At 72.3% G+C, this 15,413-nt stretch carries 15 protein-coding genes; 9 read left to right on the plus strand and 6 right to left on the minus strand.

What is annotated here, in order from left to right:
* Nucleotides 1-73 precede the first annotated feature (73 nt).
* Nucleotides 74-1,171, minus strand: coding sequence for a peptidoglycan-binding domain-containing protein (locus tag EJG53_RS29035; protein WP_125047365.1), 1,098 nt, complete (start codon nucleotides 1,169-1,171; stop codon nucleotides 74-76).
* Nucleotides 1,172-1,405: 234 nt separating this feature from the next.
* Here EJG53_RS29035 and EJG53_RS29040 point away from each other — a divergent pair, with 234 nt between their 5' ends.
* The gene (locus EJG53_RS29040; protein ID WP_125047366.1) at nucleotides 1,406-3,454 is read left to right on the plus strand and encodes an MDR family MFS transporter; all 2,049 of its coding nucleotides are present in this window, start codon (nucleotides 1,406-1,408) and stop codon (nucleotides 3,452-3,454) included.
* A gap of 18 nt (nucleotides 3,455-3,472) precedes the next feature.
* On the opposite strand, the gene EJG53_RS29045 is transcribed toward EJG53_RS29040, so the two are convergent.
* Nucleotides 3,473-4,015, minus strand: a complete 543-nt coding sequence (locus EJG53_RS29045; RefSeq protein ID WP_125047367.1) for a GNAT family N-acetyltransferase — start codon at nucleotides 4,013-4,015, stop codon at nucleotides 3,473-3,475.
* Between the two features lie 186 nt (nucleotides 4,016-4,201).
* On the opposite strand from EJG53_RS29045, the gene EJG53_RS29050 reads away from it, so the two are divergent.
* Both EJG53_RS29050 and EJG53_RS29055 read left to right on the plus strand, forming a co-directional pair.
* Entirely contained in the window at nucleotides 4,202-4,987 is a 786-nt protein-coding gene (locus EJG53_RS29050; RefSeq protein ID WP_125047368.1) for a hypothetical protein, read from the plus strand.
* Nucleotides 4,984-5,577, plus strand: coding sequence for a hypothetical protein (locus EJG53_RS29055; RefSeq protein WP_125047369.1), 594 nt, complete (start codon nucleotides 4,984-4,986; stop codon nucleotides 5,575-5,577). Before EJG53_RS29050 ends, EJG53_RS29055 begins: the two co-directional genes overlap by 4 nt.
* Before the next feature lie 31 nt (nucleotides 5,578-5,608).
* Here the strand turns inward: EJG53_RS29055 and EJG53_RS29060 are convergent, their stop codons facing one another.
* Complete coding sequence (locus EJG53_RS29060; protein WP_030024376.1) at nucleotides 5,609-5,941, minus strand: antibiotic biosynthesis monooxygenase family protein; 333 nt, start codon at nucleotides 5,939-5,941, stop codon at nucleotides 5,609-5,611.
* A gap of 87 nt (nucleotides 5,942-6,028) precedes the next feature.
* Nucleotides 6,029-6,481: a DUF2000 domain-containing protein gene (locus tag EJG53_RS29065; protein ID WP_125047370.1), complete on the minus strand. Its 453-nt coding sequence runs from the start codon at nucleotides 6,479-6,481 to the stop codon at nucleotides 6,029-6,031.
* Nucleotides 6,482-6,617: 136 nt separating this feature from the next.
* On the opposite strand from EJG53_RS29065, the gene EJG53_RS29070 reads away from it, so the two are divergent.
* On the plus strand, nucleotides 6,618-7,133 hold the full coding sequence (locus EJG53_RS29070; protein ID WP_125047371.1) for a nitroreductase family deazaflavin-dependent oxidoreductase: 516 nt from the start codon (nucleotides 6,618-6,620) through the stop codon (nucleotides 7,131-7,133).
* 174 nt (nucleotides 7,134-7,307) lie between these two features.
* On the plus strand, nucleotides 7,308-7,571 hold the full coding sequence (locus EJG53_RS29075; protein WP_125047372.1) for a hypothetical protein: 264 nt from the start codon (nucleotides 7,308-7,310) through the stop codon (nucleotides 7,569-7,571).
* 109 nt (nucleotides 7,572-7,680) lie between these two features.
* Here EJG53_RS29075 and proP read toward each other — a convergent pair whose 3' ends face one another.
* A complete protein-coding gene (proP, locus tag EJG53_RS29080; protein ID WP_241267717.1) occupies nucleotides 7,681-9,246 on the minus strand; it encodes a glycine betaine/L-proline transporter ProP in 1,566 nt (521 codons plus the stop codon).
* 460 nt (nucleotides 9,247-9,706) lie between these two features.
* Between proP and EJG53_RS29085 the strand changes: the two genes are divergently transcribed.
* Nucleotides 9,707-10,273, plus strand: coding sequence for a superoxide dismutase family protein (locus EJG53_RS29085; RefSeq protein ID WP_167515184.1), 567 nt, complete (start codon nucleotides 9,707-9,709; stop codon nucleotides 10,271-10,273).
* A 160-nt stretch (nucleotides 10,274-10,433) separates the two neighbouring features.
* Nucleotides 10,434-11,435 (plus strand): aldo/keto reductase, encoded by a 1,002-nt coding sequence (locus tag EJG53_RS29090; protein ID WP_125047373.1) that lies wholly within the window; start codon nucleotides 10,434-10,436, stop codon nucleotides 11,433-11,435.
* A gap of 89 nt (nucleotides 11,436-11,524) precedes the next feature.
* Here the strand turns inward: EJG53_RS29090 and EJG53_RS43685 are convergent, their stop codons facing one another.
* Nucleotides 11,525-13,318 (minus strand): CU044_5270 family protein, encoded by a 1,794-nt coding sequence (locus EJG53_RS43685; RefSeq protein WP_307721701.1) that lies wholly within the window; start codon nucleotides 13,316-13,318, stop codon nucleotides 11,525-11,527.
* Between the two features lie 81 nt (nucleotides 13,319-13,399).
* Between EJG53_RS43685 and ctaD the strand changes: the two genes are divergently transcribed.
* Nucleotides 13,400-15,025 (plus strand): aa3-type cytochrome oxidase subunit I, encoded by a 1,626-nt coding sequence (gene ctaD, locus EJG53_RS29105; protein WP_125047374.1) that lies wholly within the window; start codon nucleotides 13,400-13,402, stop codon nucleotides 15,023-15,025.
* On the plus strand, nucleotides 15,022-15,375 hold the full coding sequence (locus EJG53_RS29110; RefSeq protein ID WP_125047375.1) for a hypothetical protein: 354 nt from the start codon (nucleotides 15,022-15,024) through the stop codon (nucleotides 15,373-15,375). The genes ctaD and EJG53_RS29110 overlap by 4 nt, the downstream gene beginning before the upstream one ends.
* Nucleotides 15,376-15,413 lie beyond the last annotated feature (38 nt).

Below are 15,413 nucleotides of genomic sequence, written 5' to 3' on the forward strand. Positions count from 1 at the left end.
GCCTCCGCGAGAGGCCAACCGCCCCCTCCTGCGGCCCGCGCGCACCGGCCCCGGACGCCCCGCGCGCCCCCGCTCACGGTTCGACCGTACGGGCCTCCAGCGACCGCCGGGTCTGCACCCCGTAGACACCGGCCGGGTCCTGCCGCAGCCCGTGGAACCGCTGGAACGCGGCGACGGCTTCGCGTACGGCGACGTCGAAACGGCCGCTCTCCGGGCCCGGGTACACGGCCACCTGCTCCAGCCGCCGCTGCAGCTCCAGGACCTCCGGCCCGCTGGCCCCCTCCCGCAGCACCATCGGCCCGTCCGGCGGGCTGCTCGGCGCACGGCTCTCCGGGGCCCTGGTGATGCTGCCGGACGCCGTGGCCGTACTCGGGGCCGACGACGGGCCGGGGGCCGGGGACGAGGCACGGGACGGGCCGGCGGACGGCTCGGACCTGGTCACCTGCTGCGGCACCCGCGTGGGGACCGCGGGCGGCGGCGCGGCGCGGCGCCCCGGGCCGCCTCCTTCGGGGCTGCCGTCGCCGCTGCCCGAGGGGCGGGCCGCGCTGGGCATGTGCCGGTGGGTGTCGGGCAGCGCGCGGTCCTGGTCCGTGTCGGACAGCAGCGCGCCGCTGAGCAGCACCGCGCCCGCTGCCAGGCCTGCCGCGGAGACCGCCATGGCGGCCAGGGCCGCCTGCTTCCTACGGCGCCGGGAGACTTCGTGGGCGGGGGTGTCGGCGCCGGTGTCGGTTGCGGTGGAGGTGAGGTCATCGGCGCCGATGCGGGCCCGGGAGCCTGGGTGGGCACGGGTGTCGGCCGCGGCCTCGGCGTGGGTGCCGGTACGGGGGACGGCGCGGGCGTCGGCAGGTGAACCGGCGTGCGGACCGGCTTGTGTCTCCGTCCGCCCTCCGGAGCGCAGGCCCGCGCGCGACCCGGCGCGCGCCCCCGGCCGGGACCCGGCCGGCGGCACCGTACGGGAGCCGAAGCGTGGCGCGGGACGCGGGTCGGGGCGCATGGCGTCCGCCGTCGTGCCCGCCGCCGTCCCGGTGGCATCCGCCCCGTCCGGCAGCCGCACGTACGGGCGTACCCGCAGGGGATCGAAGTCCTCGGCGCCGGCCGCCTCGCACAGACACCTCGGCCGGCCGTCGTCACGCGTGGGTGCCGAGCAGTGCGGGCAGGACTGAGCCGTCACGAGCGTTCCCCCTCCTGAACCTCTCGATCGGTCAGTGATTATCCCGGTCTGATCCCTTCCTGCACAGGGAGCCTCCTGGCACCGCCCGGCCGCACCCCGTTCAGCAGGCCGTATCCCGCCGAAACGATCAGGATGGAGGGAAGCCCGGCCCCGTCCGTACGGTCCGCCCGCAGGCCCCGCCCGTACGCCCCGTCGTACGGCCGGCCCGCACGACCCGCACGAGGAGAGACACTCATGGCGCAGGACACCGGTGCCCCGGCCGTGCCCGGCGAGGGGCAGTCCCGGCGGACGGTCCTCGTCGCGATCGGCGCGCTGCTGCTCGGTCTGCTCATCGCGGCACTCGACCAGACCATCGTCGCCACCGCGCTGCCCACCATCGTCAGCGACCTCGGCGGTCTGGACCACCTGTCCTGGGTGGTCACCGCGTACCTGCTGGCTTCGACCGCCGCGACCCCGCTGTGGGGCAAGCTCGGCGACCAGTACGGGCGCAAGCGGCTGTTCCAGACCGCCATCGTGATCTTCCTGATCGGGTCCGCGCTGTGCGGCATCGCGCAGGACATGCCGCAGCTCATCGCGTTCCGCGCCGTCCAGGGGCTGGGCGGCGGCGGGCTGATCGTGCTGTCGATGGCGATCGTCGGCGACATCGTGCCGCCCCGCGACCGCGGCCGCTACCAGGGCCTGTTCGGCGCGGTCTTCGGCGCCACCAGCGTCCTCGGGCCGCTGCTCGGCGGCCTGTTCGTGGACCACCTGAGCTGGCGCTGGGTGTTCTACATCAACCTGCCCATCGGGATCGTCGCGCTGGCCGTGATCGCCGCGGTGCTGCACATCCCCGTCCGCCGCACCCCGCACCGCATCGACTACCTCGGCACCGTCCTGATCGCCGCGGTCGCCGCCTGCTTCGTCCTGATGACCTCGCTCGGCGGCGTCAGCTACGGCTGGGGCTCCTGGCAGATCATCGGCCTCGGGGTGCTCGGCCTGGTCCTGCTGGCCGTGTTCGTCGCCGTCGAGCGCCGGGCCGCCGAACCGGTCCTCCCGCTGCGCCTGTTCCGGCTGCGCTCCTTCACCCTCACGGCGGTCATCGGCTTCGTCATCGGCTTCGCGATGTTCGGCTCGATGACCTATCTGCCGACCTTCCTCCAGGTGGTGCAGGGCGTCTCACCGACCATGTCCGGCGTGCACATGCTGCCGATGGTGATCGGCATGCTGCTGTCCTCGACCGGGTCCGGCCAGCTCGTCAGCCGTACCGGGCGCTACAAGGTCTTCCCCATCGCCGGCACCGCCGTCACGGCGATCGGCCTGCTGCTCCTGCACCAGCTCGGCCCGGCCAGCAGCACCACCGTGATGAGCCTGTACTTCTTCGTCTTCGGCTTCGGGCTGGGCCTGGTCATGCAGGTGCTGGTCCTGATCGTGCAGAACGCCGTCGACTACCAGGACCTCGGCGTCGCCACCTCGGGCGCCACCTTCTTCCGTTCGATCGGCTCCTCCTTCGGCGTCTCCATCTTCGGCACGATCTTCGCCAACAAGCTGGGGCCCCGGATCGCCGACGCCCTCGCGGGCAAGCAACTGCCGCCCGGCACCGACCCGTCCAGGATCGCGGAAGACCCGCGGACGGTCGGACAACTGCCCCCCGACGCCGCGTCCGGAGTGCTCGACGCCTACTCGACCTCCATCACCGACGTCTTCCTCTACGCGGTCCCGGTCGTCCTGATCGCCTTCGTCCTGGCCTGGTTCCTCCGCGAGGAGCCGCTGCGCCGGGGCGTCACCGCGCCCGACACCTCCGAGGTGCTCTCCTCGAACCCCGTACACCGTTCCTCGTACGAGGAGGTCTGCCGTGCGCTGTCCCGGCTGGGCAGCCTGGAGGGCCGCAAGGCGGTCCACGAGCGGATCACCGAAACGGCCGGGCTGGACCTCCGGCCCGCGGCGAGCTGGATGCTGCTGCGCATCCACCGCTTCGGGTCGGTGGAGCCCGCGCTGCTCTCCGAGCGCAGCATCGTGCCGTTCCGGGTGATCGCCGACGCGACCCGGCAGATCGAGGAGCGCGGCCTGGCCGTACGGGAAGGGCTGCCGCTGGTCCTCACCGACAAGGGCCGGGCGGTCGCGGAACGGCTGGCCGCCGCGCGCCGCGCGTCGCTGGCCGAACTGCTCGGGGACTGGTGGACCGAGGACCGGCCGACCGACCTCACGGAACTGGTCGACGAGCTGACGGCGGAACTGTGCGGCTCGGACGCGGAGAGCCCGCGCCGGGACGACACCCGCAGACGCCGGCCGCCGGCGGGGCGCTGAGCGGAGCCCCGCCCGGCCTCAGCGTCCCGGGGCCGCCCCTGCCACCGCCTTCTCGAAGAACAGCTCCGCGTACCGGTCCTCCTTGTACGCGGGGATCTCTTCGTACCCGTACGCCCGGTAGAGCGCGACGGCCTCGGTGAGATCCCGCCGGGTGTCCAACCGGAGCCGCTCGGCGCCCAGTTCCGCCGCATGCCGCTCGACGGCGCGCATCAGCACGCCCGCCGCGCCCCGGCCGCGCCAGGGCTCGCGGACGTACACCCGCTTCAGCTCCGCCGTGCGCCCGCCGTCGATGAGCAGCAGCCCGGCGCATCCGGCGGCTTCACCGGCCTGCCGGGCGACGAACAACGCCCCGTTGGGTGGCATCAGTTGACCGGGCGGATACTCCGCCACGCCCGCGTCGATCTCCTCGGGCGTGATCCGCGGCCACCCGTGCAGGGTGTGGTACCGCTGCGCGACCTCGGTGTAGTACGCGCGGAACAGGGCGGTGGCGGCGGGGGAGTCGTCGGGCTCGACCGAGAGGTGCCAGGTCTCGGGCAGGCGCCTGGTGGCGGCGTCAGTCATGGCGGCATTGTGCCGGTACGGGAAGGAGCGCCGCCTCCGGATATCGTGCGGCGCCGGGCCGTGGCACCCGTCGGACCGAGTCGCCGCGCCGGGCCGTGGCCGCCGCGCCCCGCCGGGCCCGGTCGCGCGCCAAGGGCCCGTCAGCAGCCGGTGTTTGGTGTCCGGCGCCGCGGCTACCCGATCCGTATGTCCATCACCTTGATCATCGTCCCTGTGGTGGCGCTCCTGGTGATCGCCGCTCTCGTCCTCATGGCACGCGCCAAGGTCGCGCGCAGTGGCAGCAGAGGTCTGCGGCGCCGCTTCGGCCCGGAGTACGAACGGGCCGTCGCCGTGCACGACGGCGACACCGCGGCCGCCGAACGCGAACTGAACCAGCGGCTGGACCGCCACGGCGCGTTCCGCCCGCAGCCGCTCACCGCCGAACTGCGCCTGCAGTACGAGGAGCGGTGGGAGGCCGTGCAGCGGCAGTTCGTCGACGAGCCCGAACAGGCCGTCGTCGAGGCCGACCTGCTGATCGGCCGGCTCGCCCGCGAGCGCGGCTACCCCGCGGACACCTACGACGAGCAGACCGACGCGCTCTCCGTCCACCACGCGCAGGGCGTCCACGACTACCGCAAGGCCCACGAGACCGCCGTACGCGCCAGGAACAACCGGCCCGAGAACGCCGCCGGTACCGAGGAACTGCGCGCCGCCGTGGTGCACGCGCGCACCCTGTTCACCGAACTCCTCGAAGCCGGTACGGGCCGCTCGGCCACCTCGCACGGCCGCGACCACGGCCCCCGGAACCACGGCCGCGGCGGCACGGCGCACGGCCGCGCCGACCTGGCCCGCGACGGCCACGCCCCGGCGGCCGGCCGGCCCGGCACCCGGAACCACAAGCCCACCGCCCGGCGGCTCGGCGACCGGCTGCGTTCCCCCTGGACGCACGGCGGCGGCCACGGGCACGACACCGCGGAAGGCGGTGCGCGATGAGCACCTACGACGAACGCGGGACCGGTCCCGCCGGGACGCCCGAGGAGCGCGCGGCGAGCGAAGGCATGCCGCCCCCGGAGCGCGGGGCCGCCGCGTACGAAGGCGACCGCAGCGCGCAGCAGCCGGCCGCACCGCCGCCCACCGCCACGTCGGGCGCCACCGAGTCCGTACCCGGTGTGTACGCCGGTCTGCCCGGCACCGAGACCGACTACCCGGCGGGAACGCCCGGCGGCCCCGGAACCGGCACTCCTACTTCGTCCGCCCCCGGCTCCTCCGCACCTGGTTCGTCCCCCCACGGTGAGGGCTTCGGCCGGGCGGGCGCCCCCGAGCCCCTGCTCCCCTCCGACGCCCGGGAGAAGCTGCGGCAGCGGCTCGACCACGCCGTCAACGGCTTCGTCGACCGCCCCCGCGAGGCCGTGCAGGAAGCCGACGGCATCTACGAAGAGCTGGCCGCCCTCCTGCCGGAGGCGCTGGCCGCCCGCCGCCGCGCCCTGCACGCGTCCTGGGAGCAGGGCGACACCGACACCGAACAGCTCCGCGTCGCCCTGCGCCACTACCGGGAGACCGCCCAGCGTCTGCTCGACTTCTGAGCCGCCCCGGAAGCCCCCGGAACCCGTACGCTCAGCCCTGTTCCTTCGGCCCGGCCTGCTGCACCACCTCGAACGACCAGAGCGTGGACCCGGAAGCGGCGGGCTTGGGCCGCTCGCCGCCTTCCGCGCCACCGCCCTGGTGCGCGGCCTTCATCGGGCCCTCCATCCACGCCTGGAACGACTCCTCGTCGCGCCAGCGCGTGTAGACGAGGTACTGGTCGGTGCCCTCGACCGGGCGCAGCAGCTCGAACCACTCGAAGCCGTCCGAGGACTCCACGGAACCGGCCCGCGCGCCGAAGCGCTTCTCCAGAACCTCCCGCTGTTCGGCGGGTACGGTCAGCACATTGATCTTCACGATGCTCATACCGAACATCGTGCCCCATACCGTCCGGCGGGCGGAGACCAGGGCCGTCCGGCGGGTGGCGGCCGGGGCCCGGGCCGGCGCCCGGGATCAGCCGTGCAGCTTCAGTCCCTTGATCACCTTGTCGACCGGCTTGCGCGGGCCGTGGACCGCCACGCCGACCAGGTCGAGGTCGTCGGCGGCGACCGCGCGTACGACCGCGCGGTTGTCGTCGTCGTTGCCGGTGGTGAACATGTCCGCGGTGTACAGGGCGGTGGGCAGTTCCCGGGAGAGGGCGCGGGCACGGGTGCGGGCCAGGCCGGCGGAGTCGGCGGCGAAGCACAGGACCGGTTCGCGGAGCAGCGCCAGGTAGTCGTTGGCCGAGGCGTCCTCGTACCGCTTGCCCATGATGTCGTCGGAAGCGTGCGCGATGCCGCTCGCCAGGAAGGCCGTCACATTCAGCTTCTGCCAGGTGGCGAGGTCTTCGCGGACCACGATGGCGATCTTCGTGGGGAAGCGGTCGGCGGTCTCGGCCGGTGTTCCGGCAGTCAGGTCGGTGCTCATGCGGTGAGTCTCGTCCGGACGCGGAGCGCCGTATTGAACGCTGGTGCGCCCCCGGGGCAGAGCCGGACTGCCCGAGTGCCGCAGCTCGGCCGGATGCGCCACTTCCGTTGTCGGTGGTCGGGGTTAGCGTCGGAGTATGTCGAACTCAGAAGCGGGACAGGGGCCGTCGCAGGCGGCGCGGCGGGTCGGCAGGCCGGCGCGGCCGACGGGCTGGAAGCGGCTTGCCTTCCGGGCTCCGATCCACCTCTACCGGCTCGGTCTCGGCGGTCTCTTCGGCAAGCGGCTGCTGCTTCTGGAGCACCTGGGCCGTACGTCGGGCAAGACCCGGCGGGTCGTCCTGGAGGTGGTGTCGTACGACCGGCAGGCCCGTACGTGGACGCTGGCCTCCGGCTTCGGCCCGGGCGCGCAGTGGTACCGCAACCTCCAGGCGCAGCCCAGGGCCACCATCCAGGTGGGCCGCCGGCGGTGTGCCGTGATCGCGCACTTCCTCCCCGCCGACGAGGGCGGCCGGATCATGGCGCGGTACGCGCCGAAGCATCCGAAGGCGGCCCGCCAGTTGACGGCGTACATGGGGTTCGAGGTGGACGGCACGGCGGAGGGCTACCGGCAGGCGGGGGAGAACATACCGTTCGTACGGCTCGTGGAGCAGTGACCCGGAGGGGTTCAACGGGGCGGCGGCGCGGTGGTGACGGTCGCGTCCGCTGTTGGGGTTGCAGCCGCCGGGGCGCCGGAGTGTGGCCGGGCCCGGACGGCGGTTTCCCGCCAGCATGGTGGCCGGGGCGCGCGAGGGCGCGGCCCGGTGACGAAAGGGAACCCCTTGTACTCCATGCGGAAGTTCACCCGCGCCGCAGTGGTGTCGGTGTCCGCGCTCGGCGCCGTCCTGGCCGCCGTTCCCGCCGCGTCGGCCTGTCCCGCGCACGACCGTTCGGCGGGTGGTGACAGTTGCCGCTTCGCCTACACCAGCTTCTTCCCCTCGCCGTCCGGCGCGACCACGGGGGACGGGCTGTACGCGCACGGCCGGAAGGACCCGACGGGACGCACCTGCGACAACGGCGGGTGGGTGGGCCCGAACCGACCGAGCGACACCTGAGGCAGAAGCCTCACCCACCGCTGAAAACGCCTGTGCGCGAGGACGGGTCTCGTCCTCGCGCACAGGCGCTGTGAGCGTTACGGGGCGGAGGCTCGCGCCACCGGCCGTATCAGGCAGGCGACTCCGCTGTCACCCGTCGCTTGCCCGAAGCGGCCTTGGCACCCGCACCGGCGGCCCGGCGCAGCGCGCGCGCCTCCGACTCCGTCTCGACGGCGGGGGGCGACCCCGGCAGCGGCTTGCACGCGCTCTCCGACATCAGCAGGACCGCGATCCCGCCGACCACGGCGGCGGCCATCATGTAGAACGCCGGCATCATGTTGTTGCCCGTGGCGCCGATCAGCGCGGTCACCACCAGCGGAGTCGTACCGCCGAAGATGGAGACCGAGACGTTGAAGCCGATGGACAGCGAGCCGTAGCGCACCTTCGTCGGGAACAGCGCGGGCAGCGTGGACGGCATGGTGGACGTGAAGCACACCAGCAGCAGGCCGAGGACGGCCATGCCCAGCGCGATGCCGGCCAGCGAACCCTGCCGGATCAGCAGCAGCGACGGCACGGACAGCACCAGGAAGCCGACACAGCCGGTCGCGATGACCGGACGGCGTCCGAAGCGGTCGGTGAGCCGGCCCGCGAAGGGCTGCACGCACATCATCACGACCATGACGGCCAGCACGACCAGCAGTCCGTGCGTCTCGTCGTACTTCAGCTCCGAGGTGAGGTAGCTGGGCATGTACGACAGCAGCATGTAGTCGGTGACGTTGAAGACCAGGACCAGGCCGACGCAGAGCAGCATCGGGCGCCACTGACCGAAGATCATCTCGCGCAGGCCGATCTTCTTCTCGGCCTCCCGGCGCTCCTTCTCCTTGGACCGCGCCTCCTTCTCCAACTGCGCGAAGGCGGGGGTCTCCTCCAGCCGCATCCGCAGGTAGAGGCCGATGATGCCCATCGGGCCCGCGACCAGGAACGGGATGCGCCAGCCCCAGGAGAGCAGGGCGTCGTGGTCGTGGCGGAAGAGGTAGGTCAGCAGCGTGACCAGGCCGGCGCCGCCGACGTAACCGGCGAGGGTGCCGAACTCCAGCCAACTGCCCATGAAGCCGCGCTTCTTGTCGGGCGCGTACTCGGCGATGAAGGTGGAGGCGCCGCCGTACTCGCCGCCGGTCGAGAAGCCCTGGATCAGCCGGGCGACCAGCAGGAGGATCGGTGCTCCGACGCCGATGGAGGCGTACGAGGGGATCAGGCCGATCGCGAAGGTGCCCGCCGACATCATGATCATGGTGATGGCGAGGATCTTCTGGCGGCCGATACGGTCACCGAGCGGCCCGAAGACCATGCCGCCGATGGGGCGGACGAGGAAGGCCGCGGCGAAGGTGCCGAACGTCGACAGCAACTGCGCGGTCGGGTTGCCGGACGGGAAGAAGACCTGTCCGAGCGTGACCGCGATGTAGCTGTAGACGCCGAAGTCGAACCACTCCATCGCATTGCCGACAGCGGCTGCCGAGACGGCCCGCTTGACCATGGACGGATCGACGACGGTGATGTCGTCGCTGCCCTGCCCCCGGTTCTCCGGTTTCTCCGGCCCGGCCGGATCGGTTACGGGACCACCGGTACGGGTCCGCGGTGCGACGGGTGACTGCGTCGGCACGTGCTCGCTCGCCTGCGCTCTCTGGGACGACTGCATGGAACACCCGCACCAGGCGGGTCGGGCCCGCCATGGCGTGACGGGCAAAGGTCGACCATAGGGGCAGAGCGGCTCATCACGGACAGTGAGCGATTGACGGCGCAACAGCGTGGATCCCTGCTCCTGGCAGGGAAGGAAGCGCCCCGAGGGGCCTTATCCGGCCTTTATGAATGTGATCCATCTCGCCAGGATCACCGCAACCGAATTGCCCTGGTGTGCGCCGGATATGCACGGCACGAACCTGACCCTGCCCACTCCGGGCGGATGTATGCGGGCCAGGTCCGACAATTTTTCCGGGGTTCACCCGGCCCCCTTCAGGACCTCCTCGAACCCGCCTCCCGTGTGCCCCGCGGATGCCTCCGCAACCCTTCCCTCACACCTCTTCCATAACGTCCCCGTACACCCCGCCTGACCGAATACCCGGTTCCGGCGGGCGCGCCGGGACGCGAGGGTGCGTCGCATGTCTATCGCTACGGCAGTGCTGACCGCATCACTGGCGCTGGCGCCGGCCGCCGCGCCATCCATGGGAGTGCAGGGCACCAGCGTGACCGTCCGTGCCCACTTCACCGCGTCGCCGACGGGCGAGGCCGTCACCCACGACCCGGCCCTGGTGCCCGAGGGCAGCCGGGTCACGGTCGTGGAGAAGCGGTACGGCTCCGGCAAGGACGCCCGTACGGTCGTCGGCCTGCACCTGGCGGGCCTGCTCCCGGACCGTACGTACGGCGCTCATGTCCACACCAAGCCCTGCGGGCCCAAACCGGCCGACTCCGGCCCGCACTACCAGAACGTGCCCGACCCGGTGCAGCCCTCCACCGACCCCGCCTACGCCAACCCGCGCAACGAGGTGTGGCTCGACCTGACGACGGACGCGGACGGCGACGGTTCCTCGGTGGCCAGGGTCAACTGGCACGTCCGCCACGGACAGGCCCGCTCGGTGGTCGTCCACGAGCACAAGACACACACCGAACCCGGCCAAGCGGGGACCGCGGGTGCCCGCCTGGCCTGCGTCAACGTCCCCCTGGCCTGACGTACTCGGGCGCCGGGCACCGGATGCCGGGCGCCCGACGCGAGCGGCGCGGCAGCGTGGGGCTGCCGCGCCGCGGGATCGTCGCGCCCATCCAGCATCAGCCATCCGGCCGTACCCTGCCACTCGGCGGAGCAGACCCGGCGAGTGATGGAGGAACGCCATGAGGTATCGACGGCTCGGTGGGCCGGGCGGGGCCGCGGTGTCGGCCGTGGGGCTCGGGTGCATGGGGATGTCCGTCGCGTACGGGCCCGCCGATCCGGCGGAGGCGCGGCGGGCGCTCGACCGGGCCGCGGAGCTGGGGGTGACGTTCCTCGACACGGCCGACGCGTACGGGCGCGGGGCGAACGAGGAGTTCGTCGGCGACTGGCTGCGCGGCCGGAGCGCGCGGGAGGACGTCGTCCTCGCGACGAAGTTCGGGCTGCGGCACGACCCGGCGACCGGGCGGGTCGACACGGTGGACACGTCGCCCGGGTACGTACCGGTCGCCTGCGACGCCTCGCTGCGCAGGCTCGGCGTCGAGTACATCGACCTCTACTACGCGCACCGCCGCGACCCCGCCGTACCGGTCGAGGAGACCGTCGGCGCGATGGCCGAGCTGGTCGCGGCGGGCAAGGTGCGCCACCTGGGCCTCTCGGAGGTCAGCCCGCAGACGCTGCGCACGGCGCACGCCGTGCATCCCGTCAGCGCGGTCCAGGTCGAGTACTCGCTGTTCACCCGGGGCGTGGTCGAGGGCGAACTGCTCGCCACCTGCCGCGAACTGGGCGTGACCGTGGTGGCGTACTCGCCCCTCGGGCGCGGGATGCTCGCGGGGGCGCTCGCCTCGCGCGAGGAGCTGGGCGAGGACGACAACCGGCGCCGCTGGCCGCGGTTCTCCGCCGAGAACATCGAACGCAATCTGGAGCTCGTGCGCGCGGTGCGCCGGGTGGCCGACGAGCTGGAGGTGCCGCCGGCGCGCGCGGCGCTCGCCTGGCTGCTGGCGCAGGGTGAGGACATCGTGCCGATTCCCGGGACGAAACGGGCGCGTTACGTCGCCGAGAACGCCGCCGCGGCGGACCTGGTCCTCACGGCGGAGCAGGCCGCCCGGCTGCGCGCGGCGGTGCCCGACGACGCCGTGGCGGGCGCGCGGTACCCGCAGCAGGCTCTGGAGCGGCTTGGTCACTGAGGTCGTCGAGGTCGCTGAGCGGGCGGGGCGGGCCCGGCGGACGGGTGCGGGGTCGCCCGAGAGACACCGGCCGGCGGCCCGCCCGCACCTCACGGCATCCACGCCTCGTACGACAGCACGTCACCCGCCTTGATCCTGAAGTCGGGAAGGTCCTTCGTCAGCGTCGTCTCCATACCGAGGATCCGACCGGTCTCCGCGTCGAGGATGACCAGTTGCAGGGTGCCGTCCATCGACCCTCCCGACGCGTCCGTGCCCCGGTACGCGTACGCCTGGCCGCGCCGCCCGAGACGGTCGATGACCTGGCCGGCCGGGCGGAGGTCCTTGGTCCGGGAGAGCATCCGGACCAGCGCCGCCGACTCGCGCGGGCCCGGGGTCCACTCCTGGAGGAAGGAGGAGAGGGCCATCAGCATCGGCTGTGTCTCGGTGCCGGCGCCGCTGTAGAAGGTGGACAGGTAGGAGCGCAGTTCGTCCGGATCGGCGGGCGGGCGCGCGGGCAGCGTGCCGTCGCCGGTGGCCGGGTCGTCCAGGCGGGTGCCCGGCGGGTACGTCTTGCGGTGCAGGACCTTGCCGTCGTTGACGGTGCGCCACGTGCCGTCGGCGTCGTTGATCACCGGGCGGCCGGGGTGCCGGGGGTCGGTGGCGACGACGAGTTCGGAGCCGCTGCCGTCCGGGTTCCAGCGGGTGATGCGCTCCTCGGGGATGGTGACCGGCGGCTGGGCGTCGGGGCCCGTCTCCATGCTGAGGTACCAGCTCTGGAGGTGGCTGCCCCGGTGCGGCTCGGGGGCGTCGTGCAGGGCGCGGGCGTACGCCTCCGCCCGGCGCGCGACCTCGTCCAGTGGCAGGGCCGGGGCGTCGGGCTGCACGACGAGCGCGGTGGGGGAGGCCGCCGCCGGTGCCGTGCCGACGCCGGAGAAGGTGAGGGTGAGGGCCGCGATCGCGGCGGCCGAGGCGGCGGTGGCGCCGATGAGCAGGCGGCGGGTACGGCGCGGTCGGGGAGCGCGGGGGAGACGGGCGGCGCGTTCAGGGGTGCGCGCCGGCGTGGAAGACGGCGCGTCGGCGCTCGTCAGCGCGGCCAGCCGGTGTTCGGCGCGCGCGGTGAGCGGGCGGTCGCGCCAGGGGCCCTCGTCGGACCGTACGGGATCGGCCTGCCGCAGCAGCTCCAGTTCGTCAGTCAAGGCTGCGGCCTCCGGCTCGGGTCGGCACCGCGGGTGCGGGCAAAGGGGGCGTGCGGGCGTACGGCGTGCGGGTGTGCGGTGCGCGCGCGGGCGCGGCGGGGGAGTGACGGGACCCGGGTCGGGTCCTGGCTCCGGCGCTCCCTTCGGCCGGAGGCGGTCTATCTGCGTACGGAGCCGGTTGCGTGCCCGGTGCAGTCGCATGGCCGCCGCGCTCTGGCTGCAGTCGAGGGTGACGGACAGTTCCTGGAGGGTCAGTTCCTCCCAGGCCGTCAGGCGCAGCACTTCCTGGTCGGCGGGGGAGAGACGTTCCAGCGCCTCGTGCACCCAGGAGCCCGGCCGCTCCGAGTCGGGGCTGTCCACGGTCTGGCGGCGGTGCGCGGCCTCGTGATTGCCGAGGCGGTGCAGCAGGCGCCGGTAGCGGCCGAAGCCGCGCACCGTGTTCGACAGGCAGTTGCGGGCCACGCCGTACAGCCAGGGCAGCGGGGACGGCGGCAGCTCGGCGCGCCGCCGCCAGGCTATGGAGAAGACCTCCGCCACCACCTCCTCGACGTCGTCCTCCTGCCCGCTGTCCAGCCGGCGGGCGACGAAGCGGCTGACCGCCCAGTAGTGCGCGCGGTAGGCGGCGGCGAAGGCTTCGTCCAGGTCCCGGCCGGGGTCCGCGCCGAAGTCCTCGTCGGGGCCGTCCCCGGCGGCTGCGTCCTTGCTCATGATCTGTTGGTGTCCGGCACGCCTGCGATCTTCACACCCCGCCGCGGTGAAGTTTCCGGCGGCCCCGGACACCTACGGTGCATGAAGTCCCCCGTGAAGTGGCTGACGACCACCGACCACAAGACCATCGGCACCCTGTACCTGATCACCTCGTTCGCGTTCTTCTGCGTCGGCGGCCTGCTGGCCCTGCTGATGCGCGCCGAGCTGGCCAGGCCGGGCCATCAGATCCTGTCGAACGAGCAGTTCAACCAGGCGTTCACGATGCACGGCACGATCATGCTGCTGATGTTCGCGACGCCGCTGTTCTCCGGTTTCGCGAACTGGATCATGCCGCTGCAGATCGGCGCCCCGGATGTCGCCTTTCCCCGGCTGAACATGTTCGCGTACTGGCTGTACCTCTTCGGCTCACTGATCGCGGTGGGCGGATTCCTCACGCCGCAGGGCGCCGCCGACTTCGGCTGGTTCGCCTATGCGCCGCTCTCCGACTCCGTGCATTCCCCGGGCATCGGCGGCGACATGTGGATCATGGGCCTGGCCCTCTCCGGCTTCGGCACGATCCTGGGCGCGGTCAATTTCATCACCACCATCATCTGTATGCGCGCCCCCGGCATGACGATGTTCCGCATGCCCATCTTCACGTGGAACGTTCTGCTGACCGGCGTACTGGTCCTGCTCGCTTTCCCCGTGCTGGCCGCGGCCCTCTTCGCGCTGGAGGCGGACCGAAAATTCGGCGCGCACGTCTTCGACGCGGCCAACGGCGGCGCGCTGCTGTGGCAGCACCTCTTCTGGTTCTTCGGCCACCCCGAGGTGTACATCATCGCGCTGCCGTTCTTCGGCATCATCTCCGAGGTCATTCCGGTCTTCTCCCGGAAGCCGATGTTCGGTTACATCGGTCTGATCGCGGCGACGATCTCGATCGCGGGCCTTTCGGTCACCGTCTGGGCGCACCACATGTACGCGACGGGCGGCGTGCTACTGCCGTTCTTCTCCTTCATGACATTCCTGATCGCGGTGCCGACCGGGGTGAAGTTCTTCAACTGGATCGGCACGATGTGGAAGGGCAGCCTCTCCTTCGAGACACCGATGCTCTGGGCCGTCGGCTTCCTGATCACCTTCACCTTCGGCGGGCTGACCGGCGTCATCCTGGCCTCGCCCCCGATGGACTTCCACGTGACGGACTCGTACTTCGTGGTCGCCCACTTCCACTACGTCATCTTCGGCACCGTCGTCTTCGCGATGTTCGCCGGCTTCCACTTCTGGTGGCCGAAGTTCACCGGCAAGATGCTGGACGAGCGCCTCGGGAAAATCACCTTCTGGACGCTGTTCATCGGCTTCCACGGCACCTTCCTCGTCCAGCACTGGCTGGGCGCCGAGGGCATGCTGCGCCGTATCCCCGACTACCTGGCCGCCGACGGCTTCACGACGCTCAACACCGTCTCGACGATCGCCTCGTTCCTGCTCGGCCTGTCGCTGCTGCCGTTCCTCTACAACGTCTGGAAGACCGCGAAGTACGGGGAAAAGGTCACCGAAGACGACCCGTGGGGCTGGGGACGTTCACTGGAGTGGGCCACCTCCTGCCCGCCGCCGCGGCACAACTTCACCTCCCTGCCGCGCATCCGCTCCGAATCCCCGGCATTCGACCTGCACCACCCCGAAGTCGGCGCGCCCGGCCTGGACCGTGAAAAGGAACGCGAGGTGCTGGTATGAGCGGCGGCACGCCGATGAGCACGGCCGAGGCCGTCAACGAGATCGAGGGATATCTCCTCTGGGAGGCGGAGAAGGACCGCGCCCGCACTCGCGCCCGCGAATTCAGCGCCCGGCTGCCGTGGCTGACCCGCGCGCAGCAGGAGGAGGTCGAGCGGCAGTACCAGGCCGACCAACTGGAATTCTCCCGCGCCTACCTGCGGCGCATCGCCGCCCGCAGCGGAGAACTCCGCGCCGAGTACGAGGGCGTGTACCGGGTGCTGCGCCGCCGCCTGGTGACGGGCCTGCTCGTCGCGGCGGGGGTGCTGGTGACCGGCGCGGTGACGGCTGCCGTCGCCCTCATCGGCGGGTGAGGGCGACGGACTGACGACGACCGGGGGCGTCCGCGGCT

The sequence above is a fragment of the Streptomyces chrestomyceticus JCM 4735 genome (assembly GCF_003865135.1).
GTDB classification, from domain to species: Bacteria; Actinomycetota; Actinomycetes; order Streptomycetales; family Streptomycetaceae; genus Streptomyces; species Streptomyces chrestomyceticus.

Coding starts and splice junctions, on each gene's coding strand:
- EJG53_RS29040 (WP_125047366.1), top strand. CDS start 1,406: ATGGCGCAGGACACCGGTGCCCCGGCCGTGCCCGGCGAGGGGCAGTCC.
- EJG53_RS29045 (WP_125047367.1), bottom strand. CDS start 4,015: ATGACTGACGCCGCCACCAGGCGCCTGCCCGAGACCTGGCACCTCTCG.
- EJG53_RS29050 (WP_125047368.1), top strand. CDS start 4,202: ATGTCCATCACCTTGATCATCGTCCCTGTGGTGGCGCTCCTGGTGATC.
- EJG53_RS29055 (WP_125047369.1), top strand. CDS start 4,984: ATGAGCACCTACGACGAACGCGGGACCGGTCCCGCCGGGACGCCCGAG.
- EJG53_RS29060 (WP_030024376.1), bottom strand. CDS start 5,941: ATGAGCATCGTGAAGATCAATGTGCTGACCGTACCCGCCGAACAGCGG.
- EJG53_RS29065 (WP_125047370.1), bottom strand. CDS start 6,481: ATGAGCACCGACCTGACTGCCGGAACACCGGCCGAGACCGCCGACCGC.
- EJG53_RS29070 (WP_125047371.1), top strand. CDS start 6,618: ATGTCGAACTCAGAAGCGGGACAGGGGCCGTCGCAGGCGGCGCGGCGG.
- EJG53_RS29075 (WP_125047372.1), top strand. CDS start 7,308: ATGCGGAAGTTCACCCGCGCCGCAGTGGTGTCGGTGTCCGCGCTCGGC.
- proP (WP_241267717.1), bottom strand. CDS start 9,246: ATGCAGTCGTCCCAGAGAGCGCAGGCGAGCGAGCACGTGCCGACGCAG.
- EJG53_RS29085 (WP_167515184.1), top strand. CDS start 9,707: ATGTCTATCGCTACGGCAGTGCTGACCGCATCACTGGCGCTGGCGCCG.
- EJG53_RS29090 (WP_125047373.1), top strand. CDS start 10,434: ATGAGGTATCGACGGCTCGGTGGGCCGGGCGGGGCCGCGGTGTCGGCC.
- EJG53_RS43685 (WP_307721701.1), bottom strand. CDS start 13,318: ATGAGCAAGGACGCAGCCGCCGGGGACGGCCCCGACGAGGACTTCGGC.
- ctaD (WP_125047374.1), top strand. CDS start 13,400: ATGAAGTCCCCCGTGAAGTGGCTGACGACCACCGACCACAAGACCATC.
- EJG53_RS29110 (WP_125047375.1), top strand. CDS start 15,022: ATGAGCGGCGGCACGCCGATGAGCACGGCCGAGGCCGTCAACGAGATC.